The sequence below is a fragment of the Modestobacter caceresii genome (assembly GCF_000761485.1).
Taxonomy (GTDB): domain Bacteria; phylum Actinomycetota; class Actinomycetes; order Mycobacteriales; family Geodermatophilaceae; genus Modestobacter; species Modestobacter caceresii.
The window spans coordinates 115,567-137,960 of record NZ_JPMX01000091.1; the positions used below are offsets into that span (position 1 = coordinate 115,567).

Below are 22,394 nucleotides of genomic sequence, written 5' to 3' on the forward strand. Positions count from 1 at the left end.
GCGTTGCTCAGCTCGGCGGGGTGCGCCGGGGTCGAGACGGTCGCCGCGCCCGGACGGCGATGCGTGCGGCCCCACTCAGCGCCCCTGACCAGCCATCGCAACGGGGCGGGTCCGGACCTCGCCCCGGGAAGCGGCGGTGACGGCGCGCAGGGCCTCGCCCAGCGTGGCGACGTCTGCCAGTGGAGTGGCCGAGCTGCAGCTCACGCGCACCGCGCCCGGCAGCCGGTCGGCCCGGTCCACCCGCGCGTCGTCGTGGAACTGCTGCACCTCGCTCGGGGTGAGCCCGAACAGTCGGCTGAGGTAGGGGTGGGCGCAGAAGCACCCGCTGCGGACCCCGATGCCGTGCTCGCGGGACAACCGGTCCGCGACCTCGCCGTGGGGCATGCCGTCGATGACGAAGGCGGCCACCGGCAGACGGTCGCCGGTCGTGGGGCCGAGGCGACGCAGTCCGGGAACGGTGGCGAGTTCGTCGTCCAGCGCCCGGACGAGCAGGTCCTCGTGGACCCGGTTCCGGGCTCCGGCGGCGAGCAGCTCCTCCGCGGCGGCAGCGAGGGCCACGACGCCGACGACGTTGGGTGTGCCCGCGTCGTCCCGGTCGGGGGTGTCGGCCCAGATCACCTCCTCGTGCGAGACGGCCTTCACCGCGCCACCCCCGACGAGGAAGGGCTCCCCGTCGGCGAGCAGCCGTCGGTCGACGACCAGCCCGCTCGCGCCGAAGGGCGCGAACATCTTGTGGCCGGACCACGCGAGCACGTCGATCCCGAGCGCGGCCATGTCCACCGGGCGGTGCGGCACCAGTTGCGCCCCGTCGACCACCACCAGCACACCGCGGGCCCGGGCCGCTGCGGCGATCGCGGCGAGGTCGGGCAGCCAGCCGGTGACGTTGGACGCCCCGGACACCGCGAGCACGCGCGGCGTGGGCCGCGCGTCCAGGGCGGCGACCACGGCGGCGACGTCGTAGGTCCCGGACCGGTCGACGTCGACGACCCGCACCTGCGCATGACGCTGCCAGGGCAGCAGGTTGGCATGGTGCTCGACCGCGGTGGTGACGACGACGTCGTCCCGGGTCAGACCCAACCGGAAGGCGGTCAGGTTGAGGCCCTCGGTGGTGTTCCGGGGGAACAGGGCCACGTGCGTCGCCGGATCGGCTCCCACGAACCGGGTGAGGGTCTCGCGAGCCTGCTCGTACCGGGCGCTGGTGTACTGCGACTTCGCGCCGGCTCCGCGGTGGACGCTGGAGTACCACGGCAGGAACTCCTGCACGGCCCGGACGACGCCCGCCGAGGCCGACGTGGTGGCTGCGGCGTCGAGGTCGATGTACCGACGCTGCTCGCCGCCGACGGAGATCCGCAGGTCGGCGCCGATGAGGGGGTCCAACTGGGCCAGGTCTCCCGTTCCGAACAAGGACGTCATTGCCATCGAGCTCCCGTCGCGACCGGTCCCCGTTCGGGCGACCGCGCGGAAGCTTCCCATCGCCGACCCGCGACGGCGGACGACGACACCACACATCCGGGCATCCATCCGATGGGGAGCCCGACAGGCGCGTCGTCCACCCGATGGACAGGGCCCGGAGCCCCGCCGCTCAGTTCGCGATCAGCACGAAGAAGAGGAAGCTCACGAACGACGTGCGGCCGGCGAACTGTGGTGGCAGCAGCTCCGCCGGGGTGTCCGGCGACCACGGGGGCTCACTGACGACGGCGACCTGGAAGCCCGCGTCCGAGAAGGCATCCGTCATGGCGTGCAGCGGCCGGTGCCAATACGACAGCACAGCCGACTGGCCACTGAAGGTGTACTCGTCCGTCCACTCGGTGACGGCGAAGTAGTCCGCCTGGGGGTTCAGCATCTTGTGGAGCAGCGGGTGGTTGACCGACAGCACGAGTCGGCCACCCGGCCTCAGGACTCGACGCAGCTCGGACAGCGGTGCGGTCCAGTCGCGCAGGTAGTGCAGGACGAGCGACGCGGTCACGTCGTCGAAGCCGCCGTCGGCGAAGGGAAGTGGCGCGGACAGGTCGGCGACGTGCACGTCGGCGTCCTCGCCGAGCCGGTCCCTCGCCAGCCCGACCATGACCGCACTGGAGTCGAACCCCGTCACGACAGCGCCCCGGTCGCGCAGCGCCGCAGCGAGCGGTCCGGAGCCACACCCGGCGTCGAGGATGCGGCGACCGCGTACGTCCCCGGCGAGGTCCAGCATCGCGGGTCGCTCGTAGTGGGCGTTGATGAGGTTGACCTCGTTCTCCGCCGAGTACGCCGCGCCGAAGCTGTCGTAGTCGTTGACCTCCACGTGCGGCCTCACCTCCGGTGACCGTCGAGCGGGCGCCAACGTACCGGAGCCGCGGCCGGCGACCTCGGACGTCGCCGGGGGTCTCCCACTGGACGACCGCCCCGGGGAACGGCTCGACTGTCTCCAGCACGTCCGCATCCCCGAGCACTGCATCGAGGCCCACCATGACGTCGCCGGCCCGGAAGGAGCCCTCCCGTGACGAACACAGAACTGCCCCAGGTCCTGCGGTACACCGCCTTCAGCGCCACGCCCGACGGCGGCAACCCGGCGGGCGTGGTGCTCGACGCGCACGGCCTGACCGCCGAGCAGATGCTCGCGATCGCCGCCGACGTCGGGTTCTCCGAGACCGCCTTCCTGGTGCCGCGCGGTGACCGCTTCGACGTCCGGTACTTCAGCCCGCGGGCCGAGGTCAGCTTCTGCGGGCACGCCACGATCGCCTCGGCCGTGGCCTGGGCCGAACGGCACGGCCCCGGCCGGCTGACCTTCGACACACCCGCCGGCGAGGTCGGCGTCCTCACCCGGGCCGTGGACGACGGGACCGTCCGCGCGACGCTCACCAGCGTGCCGCCGCGGACGGTCGAGCTGGCGGACGACGACCGCCGGGACCTGCTCGTCGCGCTGCGGTGGTCAGAGTCCGACCTCGACCCGGCGCTGCCGCCGAGAGTGGCCTGGGCGGGGGCCTGGCACCCCGTCCTGGCCGCCGCGACCCGCGACCGGCTGCGGGCGCTCGACTACGACTTCGACGCCCTCGCCGCGCTGATGGACGCGCGCGGGTGGACGACGACCCACCTGGTGTGGCGGGAAGGACCCAGCACCTTCCACGCCCGCGACCCCTTCCCCCCGGGCGGGGTCGTGGAGGACCCGGCCACCGGCGCCGCCGCCGCGGCATTCGGCGGGTACCTGCGCGAAGGCGGGCACATCGAGGTGCCCGCCACGGTCACCGTCCTGCAGGGTGCCGACATGGGACGCCCGGGGGTGCTGGAGGTCGACATCCCCGCCGGGTCCTCGAGTGGCATCGAGGTGACGGGGACCGCCGTCGCGCTGGAGCCGGCGAGCCGGCTGCGCTGAGAACGCAGCGACGCCTCACCGACGCCCACACCGGCCCTGCCCGGATCAGCACACCCGCGCGTGCCGCTCCAGGGGCCAGGAGTGCGGTCGGTCTCAGCCGCCGACCGTGGAGACCGGCCGGTACCTGAGGTTGACCTCCTCGACCGGGTCGCCGTTGAGGAACTCCAGGGGCACCGGGGCCCCGCCCGGGTTGTCGTAGAGCCGCACCCCGTCGCCGAGCAGCACGGGCAGGACGTGCAGGTCCATCTCGTCGAGCAGGCCGCGCTCCAGCAGCTGCCGGCCGATCGTCGGGGACAGCACCTCGACGTTCTTGCCGCCCGCGGCCTGCCGGGCGATCTGCATCGCCTCGGCGACGTCGCAGCTGAGGAAGGTCACCCCGTCGGCGGGTTCGGCGTCCTCGGGGTGGTGGGTCAGCACGAAGACCGGCCCGCTCCAGTCACCGCCGTACACGGCGCCCGCGTCCGGGAAGGCGTCCCAGCCGTCGCGTCCGCCGAGGACCGCTCCGGTCGTCTGGACGTACTCCTCGATCAGACCTGGCCGGTTGGTCGCCTCGGGCATCCAGTCCATGCGGTGACCGGGACCGGCGACGTACCCGTCGAGCGACATCGAGAAGTGCCACAGCACCTTGCCTGCGGCTGTCCGGGGGGATGTGTCGTGCATGGGGACCACTCCTTCGCGCTGACGTGAGTCGGTCGACTCACCTCTCTGACGGTAGGGGTGCAAGAGAGGTGAGTCAACCGACTCATGTCCGTGTCAGACTGGCGTCATGACCCGCGAGCTGCCCGAGTACCACCAGCGTGTGGCCGATGAGAACCGCGCGGCCGTCCTCGCCGCCGCCGAGGCCCTGTTCCTGGAGAGCGGCTACGACCGGACGTCGCTCGCCCGGGTGGCCGAGCGCGCGGGGGTCTCCAAGGCCACCCTGTTCAAGCAGTTCCCGACCAAGGCCCTGCTGTTCGAGGCGACCGTGCTCGCCGTGGGCCAGACGCCGGGAGGGAGCGTCCCCGTCCCCTCGGCCGGCGACCTGCACGCCGGCCTCCTGGCGCTGGGGCGGGCGTACGCCGAGGTGCTGGTGCAGCCCCGGACCGCCGACCTGCTCCGGCTCCTGATCGCCGAGGCACCACGCTTCCCCGAGCTGGGCGAGCGGACCTTCGACTTCGGCACGCTCCCCGCCCTCGTCTCCCTCGGCCGCTATCTCCGGGCCGAGCACGAGGCGGGGCTGGTCACGGTGGACTCCCCCGAGACCGCCGCCACGCAGTTCCTCGGCATGATCGCGAGCGCGGTCTTCTGGCCCCGACTGGTCCACGCCACCTGGTCGATCGACGAGGACGGGGTCAGCCGCGCGGTCGAGGAGGCCGTACGGACGATGGTCGCGCGCCTCGGCGCCCCAGGACCGCGCCCGTGACCACGCGCGCTCCGAGGCCACGAGGCGGCGGTGGTCCAGGGGCGCGGCCGCGCGGGATCGTGGGCACACCCTCTCGGGGTTCTGCCAGGGTGCCGTCCGTGGAGACGTTCGCGGAGATCGCCGACGAGCGCCGGAGGCTGGCGGCCCTGGTGTCGGGACTGACGGAGGAACAGCAGGCGACACGGAGCCTGTGCGGCGAGTGGAGCGTTCGCGACGTGGTCGCGCACCTCGTCGTGCCCCTGGAGGTGGGCATGCCGAGGTTCCTGCTGACCATGCTGGCGAGCCGCGGCAGCTTCGACCGGGCGAACGTCCGCCTGGCCCGCGAGCAGGCACGCCGGCCCTTCGACGAGCTCGTCGAGGTCCTGCGGCGCAAGGCGGACTCCCAGTTCACCCCTCCGGGGTCGGGCCCCGAGGCACCCCTCACCGACCTCGTGGTGCACGGCCTGGACATCCGTTGGCCGCTGCGTCTGCAGCGCGCCGTCCCCGAGGAGCGCCTGCACAAGGTGCTCACCTTCCTGACCGCCGCCCCGGTCGGTGGCATCGTGCGCAGAGGTGCGCTGGACGGGTTGCGCTTCGAGGCGACGGACCTCGACTGGGCGCACGGCCGCGGCCCTGTAGTGCGCGGCCCCGCCGAGGCGCTCCTGCTGGGTATCACCGGCCGCCCGGCCGCACTCGACCACCTCGGCGGCGACGGCGTACCGACCTTGCGACGCCGCCTGGCCTGACAGCGGCTGCGCAGTCGCTCGAAACGGGGCCGCCACCCGGGCCAGGCGGGCGGTGGGAAGCACCGACACCGGTCGCGGTGTTGTCCTGCCGTACTCGACAGAGAGGCAGGCACCCATGACCACTGAGACCGCGATCCTCGCCGGCGGCTGCTTCTGGGGCGCGCAGGACCTGTTGCGCAAGCGCCCGGGGGTGCTCTCCACCCGCGTCGGCTACTCGGGAGGCGACACCCCGAACGCCACGTACCGCAACCACGGCGACCACGCCGAGGCGGTCGAGATCGTCTTCGACCCGGATGTGATCTCGTTCCGCGAGTTGCTGGAGTTCTTCTTCCAGATCCACGACCCGTCGACGAAGGACCGTCAGGGCAACGACGTCGGTCGCAGCTACCGCTCGGCGATCTTCTACACCAGCGAGGAGCAGCAGCGCGTCGCGCTCGACACCATCGCCGACGTCGACGCCTCGGGCATCTGGCCCGGCGAGGTCGTCACCGAGGTCGAGGCGGCCGGCCCGTTCTGGGTGGCCGAGGACGAGCACCAGGACTACCTGCAGAGGATCCCGTTCGGGTACACCTGCCACTACGTGCGGCCCGACTGGGTGCTCCCGCGCCGCGAGGCGCAGACCACCCGATGACCTGAGGTCGGGCGCGGACCCGAGCTGCAGCGGAGCTGGTGGAGGCGTGGGGCCTCCGCGGCGTCAGGTCCTGCCCACGTCGTGGGTGGGCCACGATGCTCGCGCGAGGTCCACTCGCACGTCGTCGCCGCGGTGCAGCAAGGGAGTGGACTCCTCGAGGAACTGCTCGAGTGCCTCCTGGGCCGCGCCCTCCACCGGCCGCCCCCTGGCGTCCACCACCCGCCACCACGGCACGTGGTGACCGCTGTTGCGCAGGACCTGACCGACGGCGCGCGCGCCCGTGCCAGCCGCCTCGGCGACGTCGCCATAGGTCATCACGTGCCCGCTGGGGATCGAGGACACGGTGCTCAGGACCCGCTCGGCCACGTCGTTCATGATCGCCCCTCCCTGCCTCCGTCGATCGGGTGTCCCGTGGAGTTCGCGTCGACCATCCCGACCGACTCCGGTCCACCTCCGGCAGAGTCGGCGGCGTGGTCATGACCGTCCTCCTGCCCGTCTGCCCTTCCCAGGACGAACCCCTCGGGTGGAGAGAGGACCCCGTTCGCCTGCACGGTGACGTGGTGCGGCCCCGGGTGGTAGGTCCGGGTGGTGATGGGGCGGAAGGAGTGGGTCTTCGTGACGACGCTGCTCCCGCCGGCGGGGATGCGTCGTGACCCGAGCTTGAACGTCTTCGCGCTGACGGACCCGTTGGCGCGTCGGAACCCGATGGAGTAGTCGATCGCCACGGTCGCCTCCGTCTCCCCGTCGTTTGTGACGACGGCCGTGAACGTGAGGTCCCCTCCCCAGGGGACGACGTCGGCGGGGATCCGCAGTCTGGCCACGCGCAGGCTGCTCCCGGTGAACCCGACGAGTGCCAGTGCGCTGGGATCGGCCTGCTTGATCAGCGTCCTCAGGCCGTGCCGCAGCACCCAGGGGGTGTTGGCGTCCGGCTCGCCGGCCCACGCGGCGGCGGCGTCCGTGACGACGGAGGGCTCGACGCGACTGAGGTCGTTGAGGTGGTTGGCGACCGAGCGCCGCACGTACTCGGCAGGGTCCCGATAGGTGGCGTCCAGGATGGCTCGTGTCGCACGAGGATGGCCGAGCAGCCAGGGCACCCGTTTCGCCCAGGGCAGGTAGGCGCGAGAGCCCTCGGTGGCGAGTCGCCGCACGTGCTCGCTGTCATGCCCCGTCCAGGTCTGCATGATGCGGAGGCCCCGCTCGGGGCGCGCGTTGAGGAGCTCACGGACGGCGAACTCGCCCGTCAGACCGACGGTGAGCCGGGCCAGGAGCGCCATGGCGGCATCGAAGTCCCGCGTCGACCCGGTCTCGAGTGCTCTCGACGCGATGAACTCCGTGGTGGGCCAGATCATCCACCCGCCGAAACGCGGCTCGTCCACGACGTCGAGCACCACTCGCTCGGCGGCGGCGAACCCCGCCGGGACGTCGCTGAGGAGAGCATCGCGGACGACGTCCACCCGTTTCCGTAGGCGGACGTCCCGTACGGCACCTTCCGCCTCGACCAGAGCGGGGAAGTCGCTGCTGGGCGCAACCGCCGCCAGCGCAGCCCGAAGCCGTGCAACGACGACTGGGCTGATCAGTTCGTCCATGGTGCCCACAGCTGCTCCTCTCCCGCAGAGACGCACGGTTGCTCGCGGCGGCCTGGATGCTCGTCGGTCTAGGTCGTCGGGACGGTCCCACCGTCGATCACGTACTCCGCACCGACGATCGCCGACGCCTGGTCGGACACCAGGAAGCCCACCAGATCGGCGATCTCCTCCGTTCTCGCGAAACGGCCGAGAGGAACTCCGCCGAGGGAGTCGAGGATCTTCTGCTTCGCCCCCTCCCGGCTCAGGCCGTTCCCCTCCGCGATCCGGTCCACGAACCTCTCGTAGGCCTCGGTCTCGATCCCACCAGGACTGATCGCGTTGACCCGCACACCGTGCGGCGCGAGCTCGTTGGCCAGGCCCTTGCTGTAGGTGCGCAAGGCGGCTTTCGCAGCCGCGTAGGCGAGAGACGCGTCGTACTGGGGCATCTGCCGCTGGATGGACGTGAAGTGCAGCACGACACCGTGCCCGGACCGGACCATCGACGGCAGCAGCGCTCGATCGAGCCGCACGGCGCCGAGGAAGTTCAGCTGGAGCTCGGTCGCCCACTGCTCGTCCGTGATCGCCGCGAACCCCCCGGACGGCGTGGACGCACCTCCCACGACGTGCACGAGGACGTCGACGCCACCGGCCTCCGCGATGCTCGACGCGACGAGCGCCGTGCCCTCGGCGGTCGAGGTGTCGGCCGCGATGAAGCGGTCCGGGTGTTCGTACCCCTCGGGCATCGTCCGGGCCGTCACGTAGACGTCGGCACCGAGCTCGCGAAGCCGTTGAGCCACGGCTGCACCCGATCCCTTCGACCCGCCGGTGACCAGCGCTCGACGCCCGTCCAGGCGCCCGCGATCCACACTCCCCATCTCTGCTCCTCCGTCGTCGTCTTCCACGGCCGTGCCTCTACGACGCCTCTCTGGTCTCGTCCCGCAGCTGCTCGACGGCGGTCCGGGCGTCCTCGAGGACCAGGTCGACGTTGATCGCGGTGGCGGCGGCCATCCCCTGCGCCGCCGAGGCCATCACCTGTGCCGTCACGTCGGCGGCGTTGCCGGCCACCCAGACCCCGGGCGCCTCCGTCAGGCCGGTCGGGTCGGCGGGCACGCGGGTGCCGCGGACGGCGCCGTGGACCAACTGGTCGACCGGCTCGATGCCCAGGCCGGCGAGCAGCCCGGCGTTGGCCGTGAGCCGCGGTGCCACGACCAGCGCTGCGCGGGCGACCACCGCCCCCGTGGCCCGCCGGACCCCGGCGAGCGCACCGTCGGTGACGTCGAGCGCGGCCACCTCGCCCTCGACCACCCGCACCCCGCGGGCGGCGAGCAGTTCGCGCTGCTCCGGCGTGGGCGCAGCGCCGGTATGCGGGAAGAGGACGACGTCGTCGCTCCACTGCCGCCAGAGCAGCGCCTGCACCGTGCTCTGCGGTCCGGAGCCGAGCACGCCGATCGCCGCGTCCCGCACCTCCCAGCCGTGGCAGTAGGGGCAGTGCAGCGCGCTCCTCCCCCACAGCTCCGCGACGCCCGGGACGTCGGGCAGCTCATCGGTCAGCCCGGTCGCCACCAGCAGCCGGCGCGCCCGCACCGACCGCCCGTCGGCCAGGTCGACGCGGAACCCGCCGTCCACCCGGCTCAGCGCGGAGACCCGGCCCTCAGCCACGGTGCCCCCGTAGCCCTCGACCTCGCGGCGACCGATCGCCAGGAGCTCCACCGGCGGCGTCCCCTCGCGGCCGAGCACGTTGTGCATGTGCTCCGCCGGGGCGTTGCGCGGGCTGCCGGCGTCCACCACCAGCACACTGCGCCGCGCCCGGGAGAGGGCGAGGGCCCCGCTCAGGCCGGCGGCGCCACCGCCGACGACCACCACGTCGTACCGCTCGTCCGTTGTCATGTCGTTCCTTCTCTCGTTGCGTCAGGGAGGTGGCGGTCCGCCCACCGGGGACGGGCCGACCGGAGGTCGCCGCCCGCGCGCCCGCGGACCGCGCCAGTGGCGCTGCAGGGCGAGCACGCGGACGACGAAGACGGCGCAGGCGACCCCCGCGCCGAGCGCGGGTCCGTCGGCGTCGGAGGTCGAGGCGGTGCCGACGACGAGCGCCCCGACCAGCGCCGGCACCGCGTAGAGCTCGGAGTCCGCCCGGAACAGCGCCGGGGTCTCGCGGGCGAGGACGTCGCGGAGGACGCCGCCCCCCACGGCGGTCGTCACGCCGAGCAGGGCGGCGGCCACGGGCGCGAGCCCGTGGTCGAGCGCCTTCTCGGTCCCCGCGACGCAGAAGAGCCCGAGTCCGGCCGCGTCGAAGACGAGCAGGGGTCTGCTCAGCCGCCCGAGCCAGGGGTGGGCGACGGAGGTGACCGCGGCCGCTGCCAGGGCCACGACCAGGTACTGCCACCTGGTGAACGCGGGGGGTGGCGTGTCGCCGAGCACCAGGTCACGGGTGATCCCGCCGCCCAGCGCGGTGACCACCGCCAGGATCGCGATCCCCACCACGTCGTGGTCGCGGCCGATCGCCATCAGGGCGCCGGAGACCGCGAAGGCGAAGACGCCGATCAGGTCGAGGACCTGCATGTCGTCACCGGCCTCCTGTTGGCTGGGTGGCGGCGCCGTCCCGACCGCCCCGCTCCGTCCGCTGGATCCCGGAGTGCGGCGGGACGGTCGTGGTTCGGCGGATCAGCCCGCCGTCGCGCGGGCGGCCTCGACGATCAGGTCGGCGACCGCGCCGGGCCGGGACACGGCGACGGCGTGGGAGGCGTCGACCTCGACGGCCGTGGACTGCGCGCGCTGCGCCATGAAGGCCTGCGCCTCGGCCGGGACCGCGAGGTCCTGCCGCGTGACCAGCGTCCAGGACGGGATCGTCCGCCAGGCCGCCGCCGTCGCCTTCTCCTCCAGTGCCTCGCTGGTGATGGGCCGCTGCGTCGCGACCATCAGCTCGGCGACCTCCGGGGGGACGTCGGCGGCGAACACCTGCCGGAACTTCTCCGGCTGGATGTACAGGTCGGTCACCGTGCCGCCGTTCCCGTCGGGGACGGGAACGGACTCCAGGGCGGACCCCAGTTCGTTGCCGGGGAACCTCCCGGCCAGGTCACCGGTGCTCTCCCCCTCCTCCAGCAGGAAGCTGCCCACGTAGACCAGCGCCCGGACGCCGGGGTGCCCGTCCGCGGCCACGCTCATCACCGAGCCGCCGTAGGAGTGACCGGCCAGCACGATCGGGCCGCGCACCTGGTCCAGGACGCTGCGCAACTGGAGGGCGTCGTGGCGCAGGCTCCGGAGCGGGTTGGCCGCGGCGACGACCGGGTAGCCGTCGCTCCTGAGCTGCTCGATCACCCCGTTCCAGCTCGCGGACTCGGCGAAGGCGCCGTGCACGAGCACCACGGTGGGCTTCTCCTGGTCCGGCCGGCGCTCGTCGCTGTCGATGGTCATCGTCGTTCCTCTCGATCCGCAGCGACCGGGACGACCGGATCGGTCGCGTCAGCGCTGATGGACCGACCGTAGGAAGCGGTGCCCCCTGCTCGCGTACGTCAGATGACCGTCGCACCGACGGTGGATCGGGCGGCTTCCGGGCCGATCGCGGCACGCAGGGCCACGCGGGAGGTGATGCCCAGCTTCGGGAAGATGCGGTGCAGGTGCGTGCCGACCGTCCGGTGCGAGAGGTACAGCCGTGCGCCGATCTCCCGGTTGGTCAGGCCCTCCGCAGCGAGCTGCGCGATCAGCAGCTCCTGCGGGCTCAGCTGCTCGCGTGCCTCCGGGGTCCGCGGCCTGCTCTGCTCCCCGGAGGCGCGCAGTTCCTGCCGCGCCCGGTCGCCCCAGGCAGCGGCGCCCAGGGCGTCGAAGGTGTCCCGCGCGGCCCGCAGCGGGGCCCGGGACTCCGCCGCCCGCCGGCACCGCCGCAGCCAGGCCCCGTGGGCCAGTTGCAGGCGGGCACGGGCGAAGGGCCAGGGACCCAGGTCGGCCGCCAGGGCGGCCGCGAAGAGCTCCTCGGCCTCGTCCTCGGAGGCCAGGAGCGCTCGGCCGTACCGGAGCCCGATGTGCAGCACCGGCGACGGGGTCCGCGCCGCGATCGCCTCGAGGTCCGCCACCATCGGCTCGACCTCGGCCCGGTGCCCGCTGTGGACGGCGGCCTCCACCAGGTCGCCGACGGCGAAGCTGCGCACCACGGGGTGGTGGGCGGGGTCGGCGGGGTCGGAGAGGCGGACGAGCTGGTCCCAGGCAGCCTGGTGCAGCCCCTGGTCGAGCGCGACCATGCCCCGGGCGAACTGCACACCCGCCAGGACGGCGTTCGAGTCCACCTGCAGGCCCAGCCGGGCAGCCTCGGCGAGGCCTTCCTCGACGTCCTCGGCGCCGCAGACCGCGGCGACCACCGACTGGACCACCAGGGCGACGGCCCCCATCAGCGGCTGGGCGGAGTCGGCGGAGAGCCGGGCGGCCTCGTCGGCAGCCGTGGCGGCGAGGTCGAACCGCCCGACGTTGAGCGCGCTCCACGCCTGTACGGCCAGGGCCCGTCCCAGGAGTCCGAGCCGACCGTCGCCCCGGAGGCCGGTCAGCGCCGACGTCAGGAAACCCACGGCGAGCGGGAAGTCGCCCACGACGCTCGCCGCCTCGCCGGCGGCCTGGGCCCGCGCCGTGTCGAGCGGACCGTCGGCCACGGCACGCAACCGCTCGTGGAGCAGCGCCCCGCGGTCGAACGGCGCCACGTAGGAGAGCACCTCGAGCACGAGCACGTCGTCCGGATCGAGTGCCCGCTCGACGACCTCGAGCAGGTGGGCGCGCGCCTCGGCGCCCGGCTCGGCCCACCAGCACCGCAGCGCCGCTGCCCGGAGGAACCCCAGCGCCTGGTCGGCCCGGCCGTCGACCGCGGCTGCGGCCGCGACGTCGGTCAGCATCCGGGTGCCCGCGCGGACGTCGCGGATGCCCTCCTCGAACCCCTCCCGGATCACCGTCATGCGTGCCCGTTCCCGAGCCGGGACGTCGAGGACCGCGGTCTGACGCAGCAGGCGGTCGACGACGTCGGGCCGCCCCCACTCGAAGGCGAGCTCCGCTGCTCGCAGGTAGCGCCGCGCCCGCTCCGCCGGGTCGGCGGTCAGTCGGGCGGCGCGCTCGAGCGCCGCCTGCGCCGCTGCCACGCCACCTCGGCGCTGGGCGCGGGCCGCGGCGTCCTCCAGTTCGGCGGCGACCGCGTCGTCCGGTGCATCGGCTGCGGCGGCCCGGTGCCAGATCTGCCGGTCGGTGCCGCGCAGCGTCCCGGCCAGCGCGATGTGCGCGCGCTGCCGCTCGGCGAGGGTGGCCCGCTGGCGGATCGCGTGGCGGACCAGCGGATGACGGAAGGTCAGCTTCCCGCCGTCGGCGGCGACCAGCCCGACCTCGACGGCCGAGGTCAGTGCGTCCGCGGTGACCTCGTCGCCGCGGAGGGTGGACGCCGCGGCCAGCGCCTCCCCCAGGTCGCCCTCGTCCTCCAGCGCTGCGACGAGCAGCAGGTCCCGGGTCGCGTCGGGCAGCCCGGGCAGCCGGGCTGCGAACGCGTGCTCCAGCCGCGCGGTCAGCGTCAGGGGCGCCCCGTCGTCCCGCGCCCGCTCCAGGGGCAGCTCCACCAGCGCGAGCGGGTTCCCCGCGGCCTCGGCCAGCAGGCGCCGGCGGTCGGCCGGCTCGAGCTGCGGTGCCCGGCGCGCCAGCACGTCCTCGGCGGAGCGACGGTCCAGGCGCTCGAGGCGGTGCTCGCCCACCGCCGGGCCGGCGAGGGCGGGCGGGAAGCCGTCGCGCTGGGCCGCCACCATCACCACTGCCTCGGACTCGAGCCGACGGGCCACGAAGCCGAGGACGTCGGCGCTGGGCCGATCGAGCCAGTGCGCGTCGTCGATGACCAGCACGACGGGCTGGTCGGCGGCGCTGTCGCTGATCAGGGTCAGGGCCGCCAGCCCGATCAGGAAGAGCTCCGGTGCAGCGTCGTCGGTCATGCCGAACGCCGCCTTCAGCGCGCGCCGCTGCGGGGCGGGCAACGCGGGGAGGCGACCGAGCAGCGGCCGCGCCAGCTGGTGGAGGCCGGCGAACGGGAGGGTCGTCTCGGACTCCACGCCGGTCGTGGCCAGCACCCGCAGCCCGCGTTCGGCCGCTGCTCCGCACACGTGGTCGAGCAGGGCGGACTTGCCGATCCCGGCCTCGCCGCGGACGAGGACGGCGGCGCCGCGGTGCCGCACGTCGCGGAGCAGCCGATCGAGTGCGTCGATCTCCGGGTCCCGGCCCACCAGGCCCGCCGTCGCCGTGTCCACGCCCATCAACGCTCACCACCGTCCGGCTGCCGCGCGGATCGCGATCCCCCTCGACGACGGCAAGCTAGTGCGCGCGGGACGATCGGGGAAAGGTCCGAGGCGAGCCCCCCGGCTCCGACCCGGCAGGCCGACCTGCTCATCCGGCACTCGACGCGGGCCATTTCCCAGCACACGCCGACGAGGAGTGCACGGTCGTCACGGCGCGATGAGGAGCTCCGCGATGGAGTCGCCGTCCATCGCGAAGCGGTAGCGCAGGTCGACGACGCCACCGGGGAAGTCCCCCTCGAGGTGCTTGGTGGCGACCCAGTGCGCGTCGCCGGTGCGCTCCGCGGCGACGAGGGTGCTGGTGTACGTGAACTCGGCCCCGGCCTTGGCCAGGAAGCGTCGGATCTCCTCGGTCCCGCGGTAGGTGAGGCCGTCGTCGACGACCACGGCGGTGGGAGTGAAGGCGCGCAGCGCGGTGTCCGCGTCGCCGGCGTCGTGCGCAGCGAGGTAGCCGCGGATCGTCACGGGGAGCTGGTCGGGCTGGATGCTGGTCGGTGAGGTCATGTCCCCACGGTGCGGCCTCCCGATGCGGGAGGGTCAAGCGCTGGACTCTCCCCCGGGGAGAGGGGGCAGAGTGCACGCATGCTGGCGATCGGCGAGTTCTCCCGGCTGACCCACCTCAGCGTGCGCACGCTGCGCCGCTACCACGACGCCGGCCTGCTCGAGCCCGCTGCGGTGGACGCCACGACCGGGTACCGCTACTACAGCGCGGACCAGATCCCGGCCGCCCAGGTCATCCACCGGCTGCGCCAGCTGGACGTCCCGCTGCCCGACGTGCAGCGCATCCTGCGGTCCCCTGACCCGGGTGCCCGGGCCACCCTCGTGGCCGACCACCTGCAGCGGCTCGAGGCGGAGCTCGATCGGACCCGCGCCGCGGTGGCATCGCTGCGCCGGCTGCTCCGGCCGGAGCCGGCGCCGTTGGACGTCGAGGTCCGTGCGGTCCCGGCGACGACGGTGGCCGCGGTCGAGGACGACGTGGCGCTCGAGGAGGTGCTCGGCTGGTACGCCGGTGCCATGGCCGAGCTGGACGCGGTGGTCCGCCAGCCGACCGGCGTCCCGGGCGGGCTGTACGACAACGCGCTGTTCGAGGACGGCCACGGGCACGTGCTCGTGTACCGGCCGACGGCCGCGCCGCCGCGCAGCGGCCGGGTGCACGCGGTCACCCTGCCTGCCGTCGAGCTCGCCGTCACCACCCACGTCGGCGAGCACGACGACATCGACGTCACGTACGGGGAGCTCGGTCGGTGGGTGGTGACCAACGCACTGGCCGTCGCCGGCCCGGTGCGGGAGACCTACCTCGTCGGCCCACGCGACACCCCCGAACCGGACGCCTGGCGCACCGAGATCGGCTGGCCGGTCTTCCGGATGGCCCCGCCGGTTCCCCGTGGTCCCGGCGCCGTCGAGCGACGACCACGCACGTCGCCGTCCTCGCCCGGCCGCTGACGACGATCGGTCGGTCGCTCGTCGAGTGGTGCGGTCCGTCGCTCGACGTGCTGGCCGGCTGATCCGATGGCACCCTGCAACGCGGGCGCGACGAACTCCTGACCCTGCCGTCCTGGACGGCAGCAAGGCGCGACGTCGCGCGCAGCACCACCTCGCGAGCGCTCGGCTGACCCTGCCAGCACAGCGCGACCCGGCACAGCACAGCGGCGAGACCAGCCGCTCGACCACCGCAGGAGCCCATGAGCACCGACCAGGCAGCCGGGTGGGCGCACCGCCTCCCACCGACTCCCACCGCAGTGCACGACAGCTGGGCCTGGACCATCGCCCGACCAGCCGAGCTGACCGCCGCTCGCAACGAGTTGCGTCGCAGTCTCGCGTCCGGGACGTTGCCCTCAGGGGCTGACGAGGACGACGTGGACCGGTTGTTGCTCGCCTTCGAGGAGCTCGCCTCCAATGGGCTGCGGCACAGCGGCGCGCCGGTCCACGTTCGTGTGGACGGGTGTGACGGCGGCTGGCTCGTCGATGTCAGCGACGCCCTCCCCGACCACCCGCCGGTGCCCGCGGTCGACCGGGACCCGGCCCTGGGCGGACTGGGCCTGCACCTCATCGCCCGGCTGTCCACGGCGTTCGGCTGGGCGGCCGACGGACCCCGCAAGCACGTCTGGGCCGCGCTGGTGCCCGCCGGTTGACCATGTCGGTGTGGGACGGGGCTGTCGCCGTACCGGTCACCGTCGTGTCACGATCGAAGGGTGAGGAGACCGGGGTGACCGAGCGGGTCGAGACGTCGATCGAAGCCCGTCTCGCCCGGTCCCTCGAGGAACTCGCGTCCTCGCGCGAGGAGACCGCGGTGTCGCGGGCCGAGACGGCGACATCCCGCGAGGAGACGGCGGCGGCTCGCGTGAGGGTGGCCGACCTCGAGGCGGCGCTGCGGAGCGCCCGCACCATCGGCATGGCGATGGGGATCCTGATGAGCAGCCGGCGCATTCCCGAGCAGGCCGCGTTCGACGCCCTGGTCAACGCCAGCCAGCACCAGAACCGGAAACTGCGGGAGGTGGCCGAGGACGTCGTCCTCGCCGGGCGCCTCTGACGCCGCGACCGCGGAGGTCACCCAGCGCCACCGACCGGCGCCACCTCTCCCGCGAGGACCGGTCGGGAGGCGTAGGGTCAGGTCCAGCGCGTTGACCGATCGGCGCGTGTTAGCGGGACTCCAGCTCGGGGTTCCTGCCGCGGTGATCACCCCGGTGTCCACACCAGAGGCGTGTCATGCCCAGAACCCAGCACTTCCCCAGACGAACTGCATCGGACGCCCGCCTCGTGCCCCATTCGAGTGGTCACTCGGGCTGGACCGGGCAGTGACCCTCGACCAGCGGCATCGGCAGATGGACGCCGCCCGCGTCCACGCCGAGCTGACGCTGGAGGCGCTGTGGCTCCGCTACGCGGCGTTGACCGGCAGCGGCGACCTGTTCGACGTGGACGGGTACCTGGCCGGGCTGATGCCCTGGGAGACCGGTCAGCAGGACGTGCTGGCGCTCGCGCTCAACGAGGCGTTGGCCGACGGCTACCGCGCACACCGCGTCGACTACTGCTCACCCACCACATCCGCACCCGGCGGCAGCCGTGATCGCTGGGCAACTGCCCCGCCGTCCGTCACGGACGCACGCCCAGGAACGTGACGACGGTGTCGGCGGTCGCACACCGCTGAGCGAGCGGCCCGGCTGACCGGGCACCCGGTCACGCCGGCCCCCCGACGTGGGTCTCGACCAACGCCACCGCGCCGTCTGGACGTGCTGACCGTGCCGGGCGACGCCCGTGACCCGGTACACCGGACACCAGTTGGTCCAGTCCGCTGAGGGCGACCAGTCGATCGACGTACCTGCTCGACCGGTGCAGGTACAGCTCGCGCCCGTGGGCGACGGCCAGGGCATGGGCTGCCGCGAGTGCGCGGAGGCCACCGACGTCGCACCAGGTGACGGCGGCGCTGTCGACCGTCCACCGCGGATGACCTGTGGTGAGCAGGTTGCCGAGGGCATCGACGAGGTGGTGCGCCCCGTCGCGGTCCAGCTCGCCGGAGAGGACGACGGTCGCTGTGGCGAAGTCGATCGACACGGACAGCGCCGGGTCGTCCTCGGTCCCCGGCGACGAGGTCACGGGTGCGGTCACGGTGGTCTCCCCCAGAGAGGCGCGGGACACGGCAACCGGCCGGTCCCGGCCCGGGTGCCCCACGAGGCGATCGGCCGGAGGTTGGACCGGGCCGAACGGTACGCGACCTCGTGAGCCCGCTCAGGACCGCAAGCCACCTGGCGAGAGTCCAGCAGCGCCGTCCCCAGGAGGCGTGCTCGGTCGACGAGTGCAGGTCGAGCACCTGGCGTGCGACGGCAACAGTCACAGGTGGCGGAGCCGAGCGACCCGCCCGACACGGGCCCGCCTCAGCGGTCGAAGAGGTCCGGCAGCTCGCCGGTGTGCACGAGGCGTTCGGCGACCTCGCGCAGCTTGGTGTTGGTCCGGCTGGAGAACCCGGCCAGGAGCTGGAAGGCCTGGTCCGCCGTCACCCTGTGCCGTTCCATCACGATGCCCTTGGCCTGGTCGATGACCGCGCGCGACTCGAGAGCGACCTGGAGGTTGTGCGCCACGTCCTGGGCGCTCTCGTAGGCGTGCACGTTCCCGACCGCCACGGCCGCGTACGGGCCGAAGCGGGCGGCTGCCTCCCGGGCATCGTCGTCGAAGGCGTTCGGCGTCCGGGCATAGACGTTCAGCGCGCCGGAGAGGTCGGCGTCCATGTCCAGCGGCACCGACAGCGAACTCAGGTTGCCGTGCTCGACCGCGCGCCGGGCGTACTCCGGCCAGCGGGTCTCGCTACGGGTGTCGGGGATCTCGGTCAGCTCGAGCGTGGTGGCTGCGTGCAGGCAGGGCCCGTGGTGCTCGGCGTACTGCACCTCGTCGAGGTCCGTGGCCAGTTGCCCGGTGGAGACGACGGTGAACCGCCGATGGCCGGTCTGGACGGTGATCGACACCTCCGGGTCACCGGGCATGACCGACTTGGCCAGCTCTGTCACCGTCTGGAGCAGCGACTCCATCGAGTAGCGCTGCAGCGAGATGCCGCCCAACTGCTCCAACGCGCGAGCGGCCTCCTGGCTTCGGGAGGGGACGTCAGGGGGGAGGTCGGCGCGCGACATGGCTCAGCTCCGGTCAGGTACACCGGGGTGGTGACCTCGGCAGGAGCCCCGACCTGGGACCCCGCGAACACGCGCCGTCTGTGTGCCACGTCGGAGCTCCACGAGCCTAGGCCACCCGGGTGTCGACAGAACGCGGGCAGCCGGGCGTGCGCGGCGGCCCACCAGCCGTGGTCCGGCCGATGGAGCCTGACCGCGAGAGCTGGTCGCTCAACTCCCCGCCGGCTGACCTCCACGCTGCGCACGTCCGGTCCCCGACGGGACCCTCGTGTGCCGTGTCCGCGCGCACGGGGGCCAGGCACCACGATCGCCCTTCGTCGTGTTCGGGCGTTAACCTGCTCTCGTCACGGGAGCACAGCCCGAACGGTCTCGGTGCATCACGCAGAGGCGCACCTCGACCGGGGCACCTGTCGGTGCCGATGCCGCGGAGACCCACTCGCGGTCGCACCGATGGAGCTCCTCGTGTCGAACACCACGTCGTCGTCCTCAGCCACCCGCTCCGCCCTGCAGCAGATCAACTCGTTGGTGTTGCGCGAACACAGCATGGACACGCTCCTGCAGGCGGTCGTCGACGCCACGAAGGCGACGCTGCCCGGGTACGTGGACTCGTCGATCTCCCTCGTCGTCGGCAACCGTCCAACCACTGCCGTGTACAGCGGCCAGCTGGCCCTGGACCTGGACGAGTCCCAGTACGAGCGCGGCCACGGCCCCTGCCTGCACGCCGCGACCACCGGGGAACTCGTCGAGATCACCGACGCCCGCAGCGACACACGGTGGCCCGACTACACCTCCCGAGCGGTCGAGCGCGGCAGCCGCAGCTCGCTGTCGGTGCCGCTGCCGATGACGGGCCTGCAGGCGGGGCTGAACGTCTATGCCACCGAACCGCGCGCCTTCGACGACGACACCCGGACGGCCGCCGAGGAGTTCGCCCGCGCAGCGGCGGTCAGCATCAGCAACATGCACGCCTACCAGACGGCCCGGGACGTCGCCGACAACCTGGAGGTGGCCATGCAGTCCCGCTCGGTCATCGACCAGGCCAAGGGCATCCTCATGGAACGGCACGAGCTGACCGCGGAACAGGCGTTCCAGGTCCTGGTCCATGCCTCGCAAGGGACCAACAGAAAGCTCCGGGAGGTCGCCGATCACCTGGTGGCGACCGGGGAGCTCGTGCAGCCGCGACGCCGCCGGTGAGTCGATGAGCGAGCGACGTCGATGCGGGCGCTCACTTCGTGGAGAAGGTGGGGACTGCCCCCGGCTCGCGAGGCGACCGAGCCAGGACCTCCCTCTCACCCCTGGCCTCAGCTGCATGCGAGCAGTCCAGACCACCCACTCCGGCGGCCGTGAAATCTTCCACGTCGCGGACCTCCCCGACCCCGTCCCCGGCGAGGGCCAGGCCACCTACGACATCTCCTCGTGCGGAGTGGACTTCGCCGACACCCACCACCGGGTGTCCGGCAACTGACGTCACGCACAGGCACGTCGCCCGCCCACAGCCCGCCGCAGCGTCCGGAGTGGAACGGATGGCTCTCGCGGTCAGCGAGCTGCCGCACCGGCCCGACGCAGTGCCGAGCGGACAGCCCATCGACCCGCCGACTCACGCCGGTTCCTCCGCGGCCCCGACCGCACTGTCACGGCCCCGCGCGCTGACGCGCAGGTCGGTACCGGTCAGCAGGTCCTGAGGTGCTCGGTCGTCCCGTCGGAGGGCGACGGTGCCGATGACCGCGGCGACCAGGCCGGCCCACAGGACCAGTGGTGCCACGACGACGAGGCCGGGCAGCTCCGCGGCCCTGTCACTGGCCCACCGCGACAACGCAGCGACGACGAACCACGGGCCCGAGACCAGGACGCCCCGCACGAGCAGTGCACGACGTGCGGCGGGGCGGCCGTCCCGCTGCACCACTGCGGCCCGCACCAGGCGCTGCCCGGGGGTCACGCCGCCGGCGAGGACCGGGACGGCGACGAAGACGAACAGCAGTGAGACGCCCAGCCCGATCAGTGAGTCGCCGTCGAGGAGGCCGACGAGCAGGAAGTCGACCGCCGCAGCGGTCGCTCGGCGCAACGGACCGGACCGGCCCGAGCGCGCCGCCCCGTGGCCCGGGTGCGGCACCACCACGACCGCCGGCGCCAGCAGAGCGCCGATGAGGGCGCCGCCGACGTTGGTCAGGACGTCGTCGACATCGAGGACGCGGTAGGCGCAGTCGTAGAGGCCGAGGACGCCGCTGCCCTGGACCGCCTCGATCGCCGCGGAGGCCGCCAGTGCGACCACGACGACCCGGGGAAGCGACCACCGGAAGGAACGCCGGAGCAGCACACCACCGGGGACGAACATCGCGACGTTGTAGAGCAGCTGGAACAGGGCGGGACTGGACAACGGGGAGTGCCCCTCGGCGAGGTCGCCGCGAACGGCCCCGACGAAGGCGAACGGCTCCAGGTTCCTCCCGACGCAGACCACGTCATCGGGTGACGGCAGTGGGAGCAACGTCAGCGCGACCACGAAGACGGCGTAGACGGCGAAGAGGTAGACGCCCGCCGCACGCCCCCGGTCGACCACCCCGAACCGTCGGTACTGCACGACCAGCACCGGGACGGCCAGAACTCCCAGCGCCAGCAGGGCGAGGACCGCGCCCAGGCTGAGCTGCCCGCGGAAGGCGTCGAGCACCGTGGTCACATCGGCTCCCTCGTCGACCGTGCACGTCCCACCCGCATGCCGTGCATCCCCCCGGACCGGGCGTCGGCGCCCGATGTCCGTCTCGGCTGCCTCGATGCGTGCACGAGGCCGGTGGTCAGGCCGCAGCCAGGGACAGCCCGGCCAGGCCGGCCATGCCCACCACGGCGAGTCCGGAGAGCGCGAGCAGGGCGCGGTGGTCGAGCATCACCGCGACGAACTCCCGGAGGTAGGCGCTCGGCCAGTAGTAGAGCGCGGTCGGGCAACCGATCGCCTGGGCGTCGATCCCCAACCGCCGCGCGAGCAGCGCCGCGCGAGGAGCGTGGTAGTTGCTGGTGACGATCAGGTAGGGCTCCGGCACACCTCGTTGCTCCAGCAGCCGCGCGCTGAACCGGAGGTTCTCCCGCGTGGTACGTGACCGGTCCTCCACGAGGACGTCTTGGGCGGGGATGTCGTGCCGGCGCAGCCACTCGGCCATGGCCACCCCCTCGGCGCGCGGCTCGTCGGGGCCCTGGCCGCCACTGGGGACGATCGGCAGCCCACCCGTCCGTCCCCTCCGTTCCTCGATGGCGGTGACCGCACGGTGCAGGCGCGCGGCGAGCAACGGCGAGACCTCGCCCTCGACCAGACCGGCCCCGAGCACGATCACTGCCCGGGCCTCGGCCCGCCGGGCGAGCCAGGCGTAGAGCGCGGTGTGCGTCGCGAAGGCCAGGAAGAGCAGGCCGGCGCAGGCCTGTGCGGTCAGCAGGCCCACGGCCAGGGCACCGGTCACGGGGTTCTCGTGCCGGAGCAGAGCGACGAGGACGACGGGGAAGCCGATCATCGACAGCCCTGCCAGCAAGGAGAGGGCATTGGCCAGCGATCTGCTCTCCCTGCGCAGCACCAGGACACCGTCGACGACCAGGAGCAGCGGCAGGAGGGCGAGACCGAGCCCGACCAGTGCTGCCGCCGCGAGGAGGACGACGCCGGTGACGACCTCCAGTTCGGTCGACCGCGCGGTCAGCAGGGCGACCGAGCCCAGCAGGTAGTGGCCGAGGAGGACCACCAGCACGCCGTTGCGGAGGGCCCGCGGGTCCCTCCGCAGCGACCAGACCAGCGCTGCGCCCACGACGAGGACCCCGAGGAGCGGTGCCAGACCCCGCGCGGCG

General features: G+C 73.3%; 25 protein-coding genes. 10 read left to right on the top strand and 15 right to left on the bottom strand.

The features are described 5' to 3' along the window. Positions 1-75 precede the first annotated feature (75 nt). Positions 76-1,413, bottom strand: a complete 1,338-nt coding sequence (locus tag IN07_RS18625; protein ID WP_197058552.1) for an aminotransferase class V-fold PLP-dependent enzyme — start codon at positions 1,411-1,413, stop codon at positions 76-78. Positions 1,414-1,582: 169 nt separating this feature from the next. Continuing rightward, on the bottom strand, positions 1,583-2,281 hold the full coding sequence (locus IN07_RS18630) for a class I SAM-dependent methyltransferase (RefSeq protein ID WP_231558467.1): 699 nt from the start codon (positions 2,279-2,281) through the stop codon (positions 1,583-1,585). Between the two features lie 195 nt (positions 2,282-2,476). Between IN07_RS18630 and IN07_RS18635 the strand changes: the two genes are divergently transcribed. Next, a complete protein-coding gene (locus IN07_RS18635) occupies positions 2,477-3,349 on the top strand; it encodes a PhzF family phenazine biosynthesis protein (protein ID WP_036338556.1) in 873 nt (290 codons plus the stop codon). Between the two features lie 93 nt (positions 3,350-3,442). On the opposite strand, the gene IN07_RS18640 is transcribed toward IN07_RS18635, so the two are convergent. Then, positions 3,443-4,009 carry a dihydrofolate reductase family protein gene (locus IN07_RS18640; protein ID WP_036338559.1) on the bottom strand — a complete coding sequence of 189 codons (567 nt, stop codon included), beginning with the start codon at positions 4,007-4,009 and terminating at the stop codon, positions 3,443-3,445. Positions 4,010-4,115: 106 nt separating this feature from the next. Here IN07_RS18640 and IN07_RS18645 point away from each other — a divergent pair, with 106 nt between their 5' ends. The 3 genes from IN07_RS18645 to msrA all read left to right on the top strand — a co-directional run bounded on the left by IN07_RS18645 (position 4,116) and on the right by msrA (position 6,107). Next, complete coding sequence (locus tag IN07_RS18645; protein WP_036338561.1) at positions 4,116-4,751, top strand: TetR/AcrR family transcriptional regulator; 636 nt, start codon at positions 4,116-4,118, stop codon at positions 4,749-4,751. A gap of 98 nt (positions 4,752-4,849) precedes the next feature. Next, the gene (locus IN07_RS18650) at positions 4,850-5,476 is read left to right on the top strand and encodes a maleylpyruvate isomerase family mycothiol-dependent enzyme (protein WP_197058553.1); all 627 of its coding nucleotides are present in this window, start codon (positions 4,850-4,852) and stop codon (positions 5,474-5,476) included. 115 nt (positions 5,477-5,591) lie between these two features. Beyond that, the gene (gene msrA / locus IN07_RS18655) at positions 5,592-6,107 is read left to right on the top strand and encodes a peptide-methionine (S)-S-oxide reductase MsrA (RefSeq protein WP_036338565.1); all 516 of its coding nucleotides are present in this window, start codon (positions 5,592-5,594) and stop codon (positions 6,105-6,107) included. Between the two features lie 63 nt (positions 6,108-6,170). Here the strand turns inward: msrA and IN07_RS18660 are convergent, their stop codons facing one another. From IN07_RS18660 to IN07_RS18695, 8 genes are all read right to left on the bottom strand, one after another. Further along, complete coding sequence (locus tag IN07_RS18660; protein ID WP_197058554.1) at positions 6,171-6,473, bottom strand: MGMT family protein; 303 nt, start codon at positions 6,471-6,473, stop codon at positions 6,171-6,173. 5 nt (positions 6,474-6,478) lie between these two features. After that, positions 6,479-7,561, bottom strand: coding sequence for a hypothetical protein (locus tag IN07_RS18665; protein WP_231558468.1), 1,083 nt, complete (start codon positions 7,559-7,561; stop codon positions 6,479-6,481). 200 nt (positions 7,562-7,761) lie between these two features. Then, positions 7,762-8,547: an SDR family oxidoreductase gene (locus IN07_RS18670; protein WP_081975542.1), complete on the bottom strand. Its 786-nt coding sequence runs from the start codon at positions 8,545-8,547 to the stop codon at positions 7,762-7,764. Positions 8,548-8,584: 37 nt separating this feature from the next. Next, positions 8,585-9,559: an NAD(P)/FAD-dependent oxidoreductase gene (locus IN07_RS18675; protein WP_036338571.1), complete on the bottom strand. Its 975-nt coding sequence runs from the start codon at positions 9,557-9,559 to the stop codon at positions 8,585-8,587. A gap of 21 nt (positions 9,560-9,580) precedes the next feature. Continuing rightward, positions 9,581-10,231, bottom strand: a complete 651-nt coding sequence (locus IN07_RS18680; RefSeq protein WP_052091480.1) for a trimeric intracellular cation channel family protein — start codon at positions 10,229-10,231, stop codon at positions 9,581-9,583. Positions 10,232-10,333: 102 nt separating this feature from the next. Then, entirely contained in the window at positions 10,334-11,083 is a 750-nt protein-coding gene (locus IN07_RS18685) for an alpha/beta fold hydrolase (RefSeq protein WP_052091481.1), read from the bottom strand. A gap of 98 nt (positions 11,084-11,181) precedes the next feature. Then, positions 11,182-13,923, bottom strand: a complete 2,742-nt coding sequence (locus IN07_RS18690; protein ID WP_231558470.1) for an ATP-binding protein — start codon at positions 13,921-13,923, stop codon at positions 11,182-11,184. 195 nt (positions 13,924-14,118) lie between these two features. Next, the gene (locus tag IN07_RS18695; RefSeq protein WP_036338577.1) at positions 14,119-14,472 is read right to left on the bottom strand and encodes a nuclear transport factor 2 family protein; all 354 of its coding nucleotides are present in this window, start codon (positions 14,470-14,472) and stop codon (positions 14,119-14,121) included. A gap of 78 nt (positions 14,473-14,550) precedes the next feature. On the opposite strand from IN07_RS18695, the gene IN07_RS18700 reads away from it, so the two are divergent. The 4 genes from IN07_RS18700 (at position 14,551) to IN07_RS24185 (ending at position 17,084) form a co-directional block, all read left to right on the top strand. After that, positions 14,551-15,411: a MerR family transcriptional regulator gene (locus IN07_RS18700; RefSeq protein ID WP_052091482.1), complete on the top strand. Its 861-nt coding sequence runs from the start codon at positions 14,551-14,553 to the stop codon at positions 15,409-15,411. 239 nt (positions 15,412-15,650) lie between these two features. Further along, positions 15,651-16,100: an ATP-binding protein gene (locus IN07_RS18705; RefSeq protein ID WP_036338580.1), complete on the top strand. Its 450-nt coding sequence runs from the start codon at positions 15,651-15,653 to the stop codon at positions 16,098-16,100. A 74-nt stretch (positions 16,101-16,174) separates the two neighbouring features. Continuing rightward, a complete protein-coding gene (locus IN07_RS18710) occupies positions 16,175-16,498 on the top strand; it encodes an ANTAR domain-containing protein (protein WP_197058556.1) in 324 nt (107 codons plus the stop codon). A 292-nt stretch (positions 16,499-16,790) separates the two neighbouring features. Further along, positions 16,791-17,084 (top strand): hypothetical protein, encoded by a 294-nt coding sequence (locus tag IN07_RS24185; RefSeq protein WP_197058557.1) that lies wholly within the window; start codon positions 16,791-16,793, stop codon positions 17,082-17,084. Positions 17,085-17,142: 58 nt separating this feature from the next. Here IN07_RS24185 and IN07_RS18720 read toward each other — a convergent pair whose 3' ends face one another. Beyond that, entirely contained in the window at positions 17,143-17,571 is a 429-nt protein-coding gene (locus IN07_RS18720; protein WP_036338586.1) for an STAS domain-containing protein, read from the bottom strand. Positions 17,572-17,837: 266 nt separating this feature from the next. After that, positions 17,838-18,584, bottom strand: coding sequence for a GAF and ANTAR domain-containing protein (locus IN07_RS18725; protein ID WP_036338589.1), 747 nt, complete (start codon positions 18,582-18,584; stop codon positions 17,838-17,840). Positions 18,585-19,043: 459 nt separating this feature from the next. On the opposite strand from IN07_RS18725, the gene IN07_RS18730 reads away from it, so the two are divergent. Further along, positions 19,044-19,772 (top strand): GAF and ANTAR domain-containing protein, encoded by a 729-nt coding sequence (locus IN07_RS18730; protein ID WP_231558471.1) that lies wholly within the window; start codon positions 19,044-19,046, stop codon positions 19,770-19,772. A 115-nt stretch (positions 19,773-19,887) separates the two neighbouring features. Beyond that, the gene (locus tag IN07_RS24875) at positions 19,888-20,043 is read left to right on the top strand and encodes a Zn-dependent oxidoreductase (protein WP_081975543.1); all 156 of its coding nucleotides are present in this window, start codon (positions 19,888-19,890) and stop codon (positions 20,041-20,043) included. A 132-nt stretch (positions 20,044-20,175) separates the two neighbouring features. Here IN07_RS24875 and IN07_RS24190 read toward each other — a convergent pair whose 3' ends face one another. After that, the gene (locus IN07_RS24190; RefSeq protein WP_052091485.1) at positions 20,176-21,249 is read right to left on the bottom strand and encodes a VanZ family protein; all 1,074 of its coding nucleotides are present in this window, start codon (positions 21,247-21,249) and stop codon (positions 20,176-20,178) included. 115 nt (positions 21,250-21,364) lie between these two features. Beyond that, positions 21,365-22,354, bottom strand: coding sequence for a YdcF family protein (locus IN07_RS18740; protein ID WP_156119276.1), 990 nt, complete (start codon positions 22,352-22,354; stop codon positions 21,365-21,367). Positions 22,355-22,394: the final 40 nt, after the last annotated feature.

Bases quoted from the DNA above. Each gene is read 5' to 3' on its own strand.
- IN07_RS18625 (WP_197058552.1), bottom strand. From the start codon at position 1,413: ATGACGTCCTTGTTCGGAACGGGAGACCTGGCCCAGTTGGACCCCCTC.
- IN07_RS18640 (WP_036338559.1), bottom strand. From the start codon at position 4,009: ATGCACGACACATCCCCCCGGACAGCCGCAGGCAAGGTGCTGTGGCAC.
- IN07_RS18645 (WP_036338561.1), top strand. From the start codon at position 4,116: ATGACCCGCGAGCTGCCCGAGTACCACCAGCGTGTGGCCGATGAGAAC.
- msrA (WP_036338565.1), top strand. From the start codon at position 5,592: ATGACCACTGAGACCGCGATCCTCGCCGGCGGCTGCTTCTGGGGCGCG.
- IN07_RS18670 (WP_081975542.1), bottom strand. From the start codon at position 8,547: ATGGGGAGTGTGGATCGCGGGCGCCTGGACGGGCGTCGAGCGCTGGTC.
- IN07_RS18675 (WP_036338571.1), bottom strand. From the start codon at position 9,559: ATGACAACGGACGAGCGGTACGACGTGGTGGTCGTCGGCGGTGGCGCC.
- IN07_RS18680 (WP_052091480.1), bottom strand. From the start codon at position 10,231: ATGCAGGTCCTCGACCTGATCGGCGTCTTCGCCTTCGCGGTCTCCGGC.
- IN07_RS18685 (WP_052091481.1), bottom strand. From the start codon at position 11,083: ATGACCATCGACAGCGACGAGCGCCGGCCGGACCAGGAGAAGCCCACC.
- IN07_RS18695 (WP_036338577.1), bottom strand. From the start codon at position 14,472: ATGACCTCACCGACCAGCATCCAGCCCGACCAGCTCCCCGTGACGATC.
- IN07_RS18700 (WP_052091482.1), top strand. From the start codon at position 14,551: ATGCTGGCGATCGGCGAGTTCTCCCGGCTGACCCACCTCAGCGTGCGC.
- IN07_RS18705 (WP_036338580.1), top strand. From the start codon at position 15,651: ATGAGCACCGACCAGGCAGCCGGGTGGGCGCACCGCCTCCCACCGACT.
- IN07_RS24185 (WP_197058557.1), top strand. From the start codon at position 16,791: ATGGACGCCGCCCGCGTCCACGCCGAGCTGACGCTGGAGGCGCTGTGG.
- IN07_RS18725 (WP_036338589.1), bottom strand. From the start codon at position 18,584: ATGTCGCGCGCCGACCTCCCCCCTGACGTCCCCTCCCGAAGCCAGGAG.
- IN07_RS24875 (WP_081975543.1), top strand. From the start codon at position 19,888: ATGCGAGCAGTCCAGACCACCCACTCCGGCGGCCGTGAAATCTTCCAC.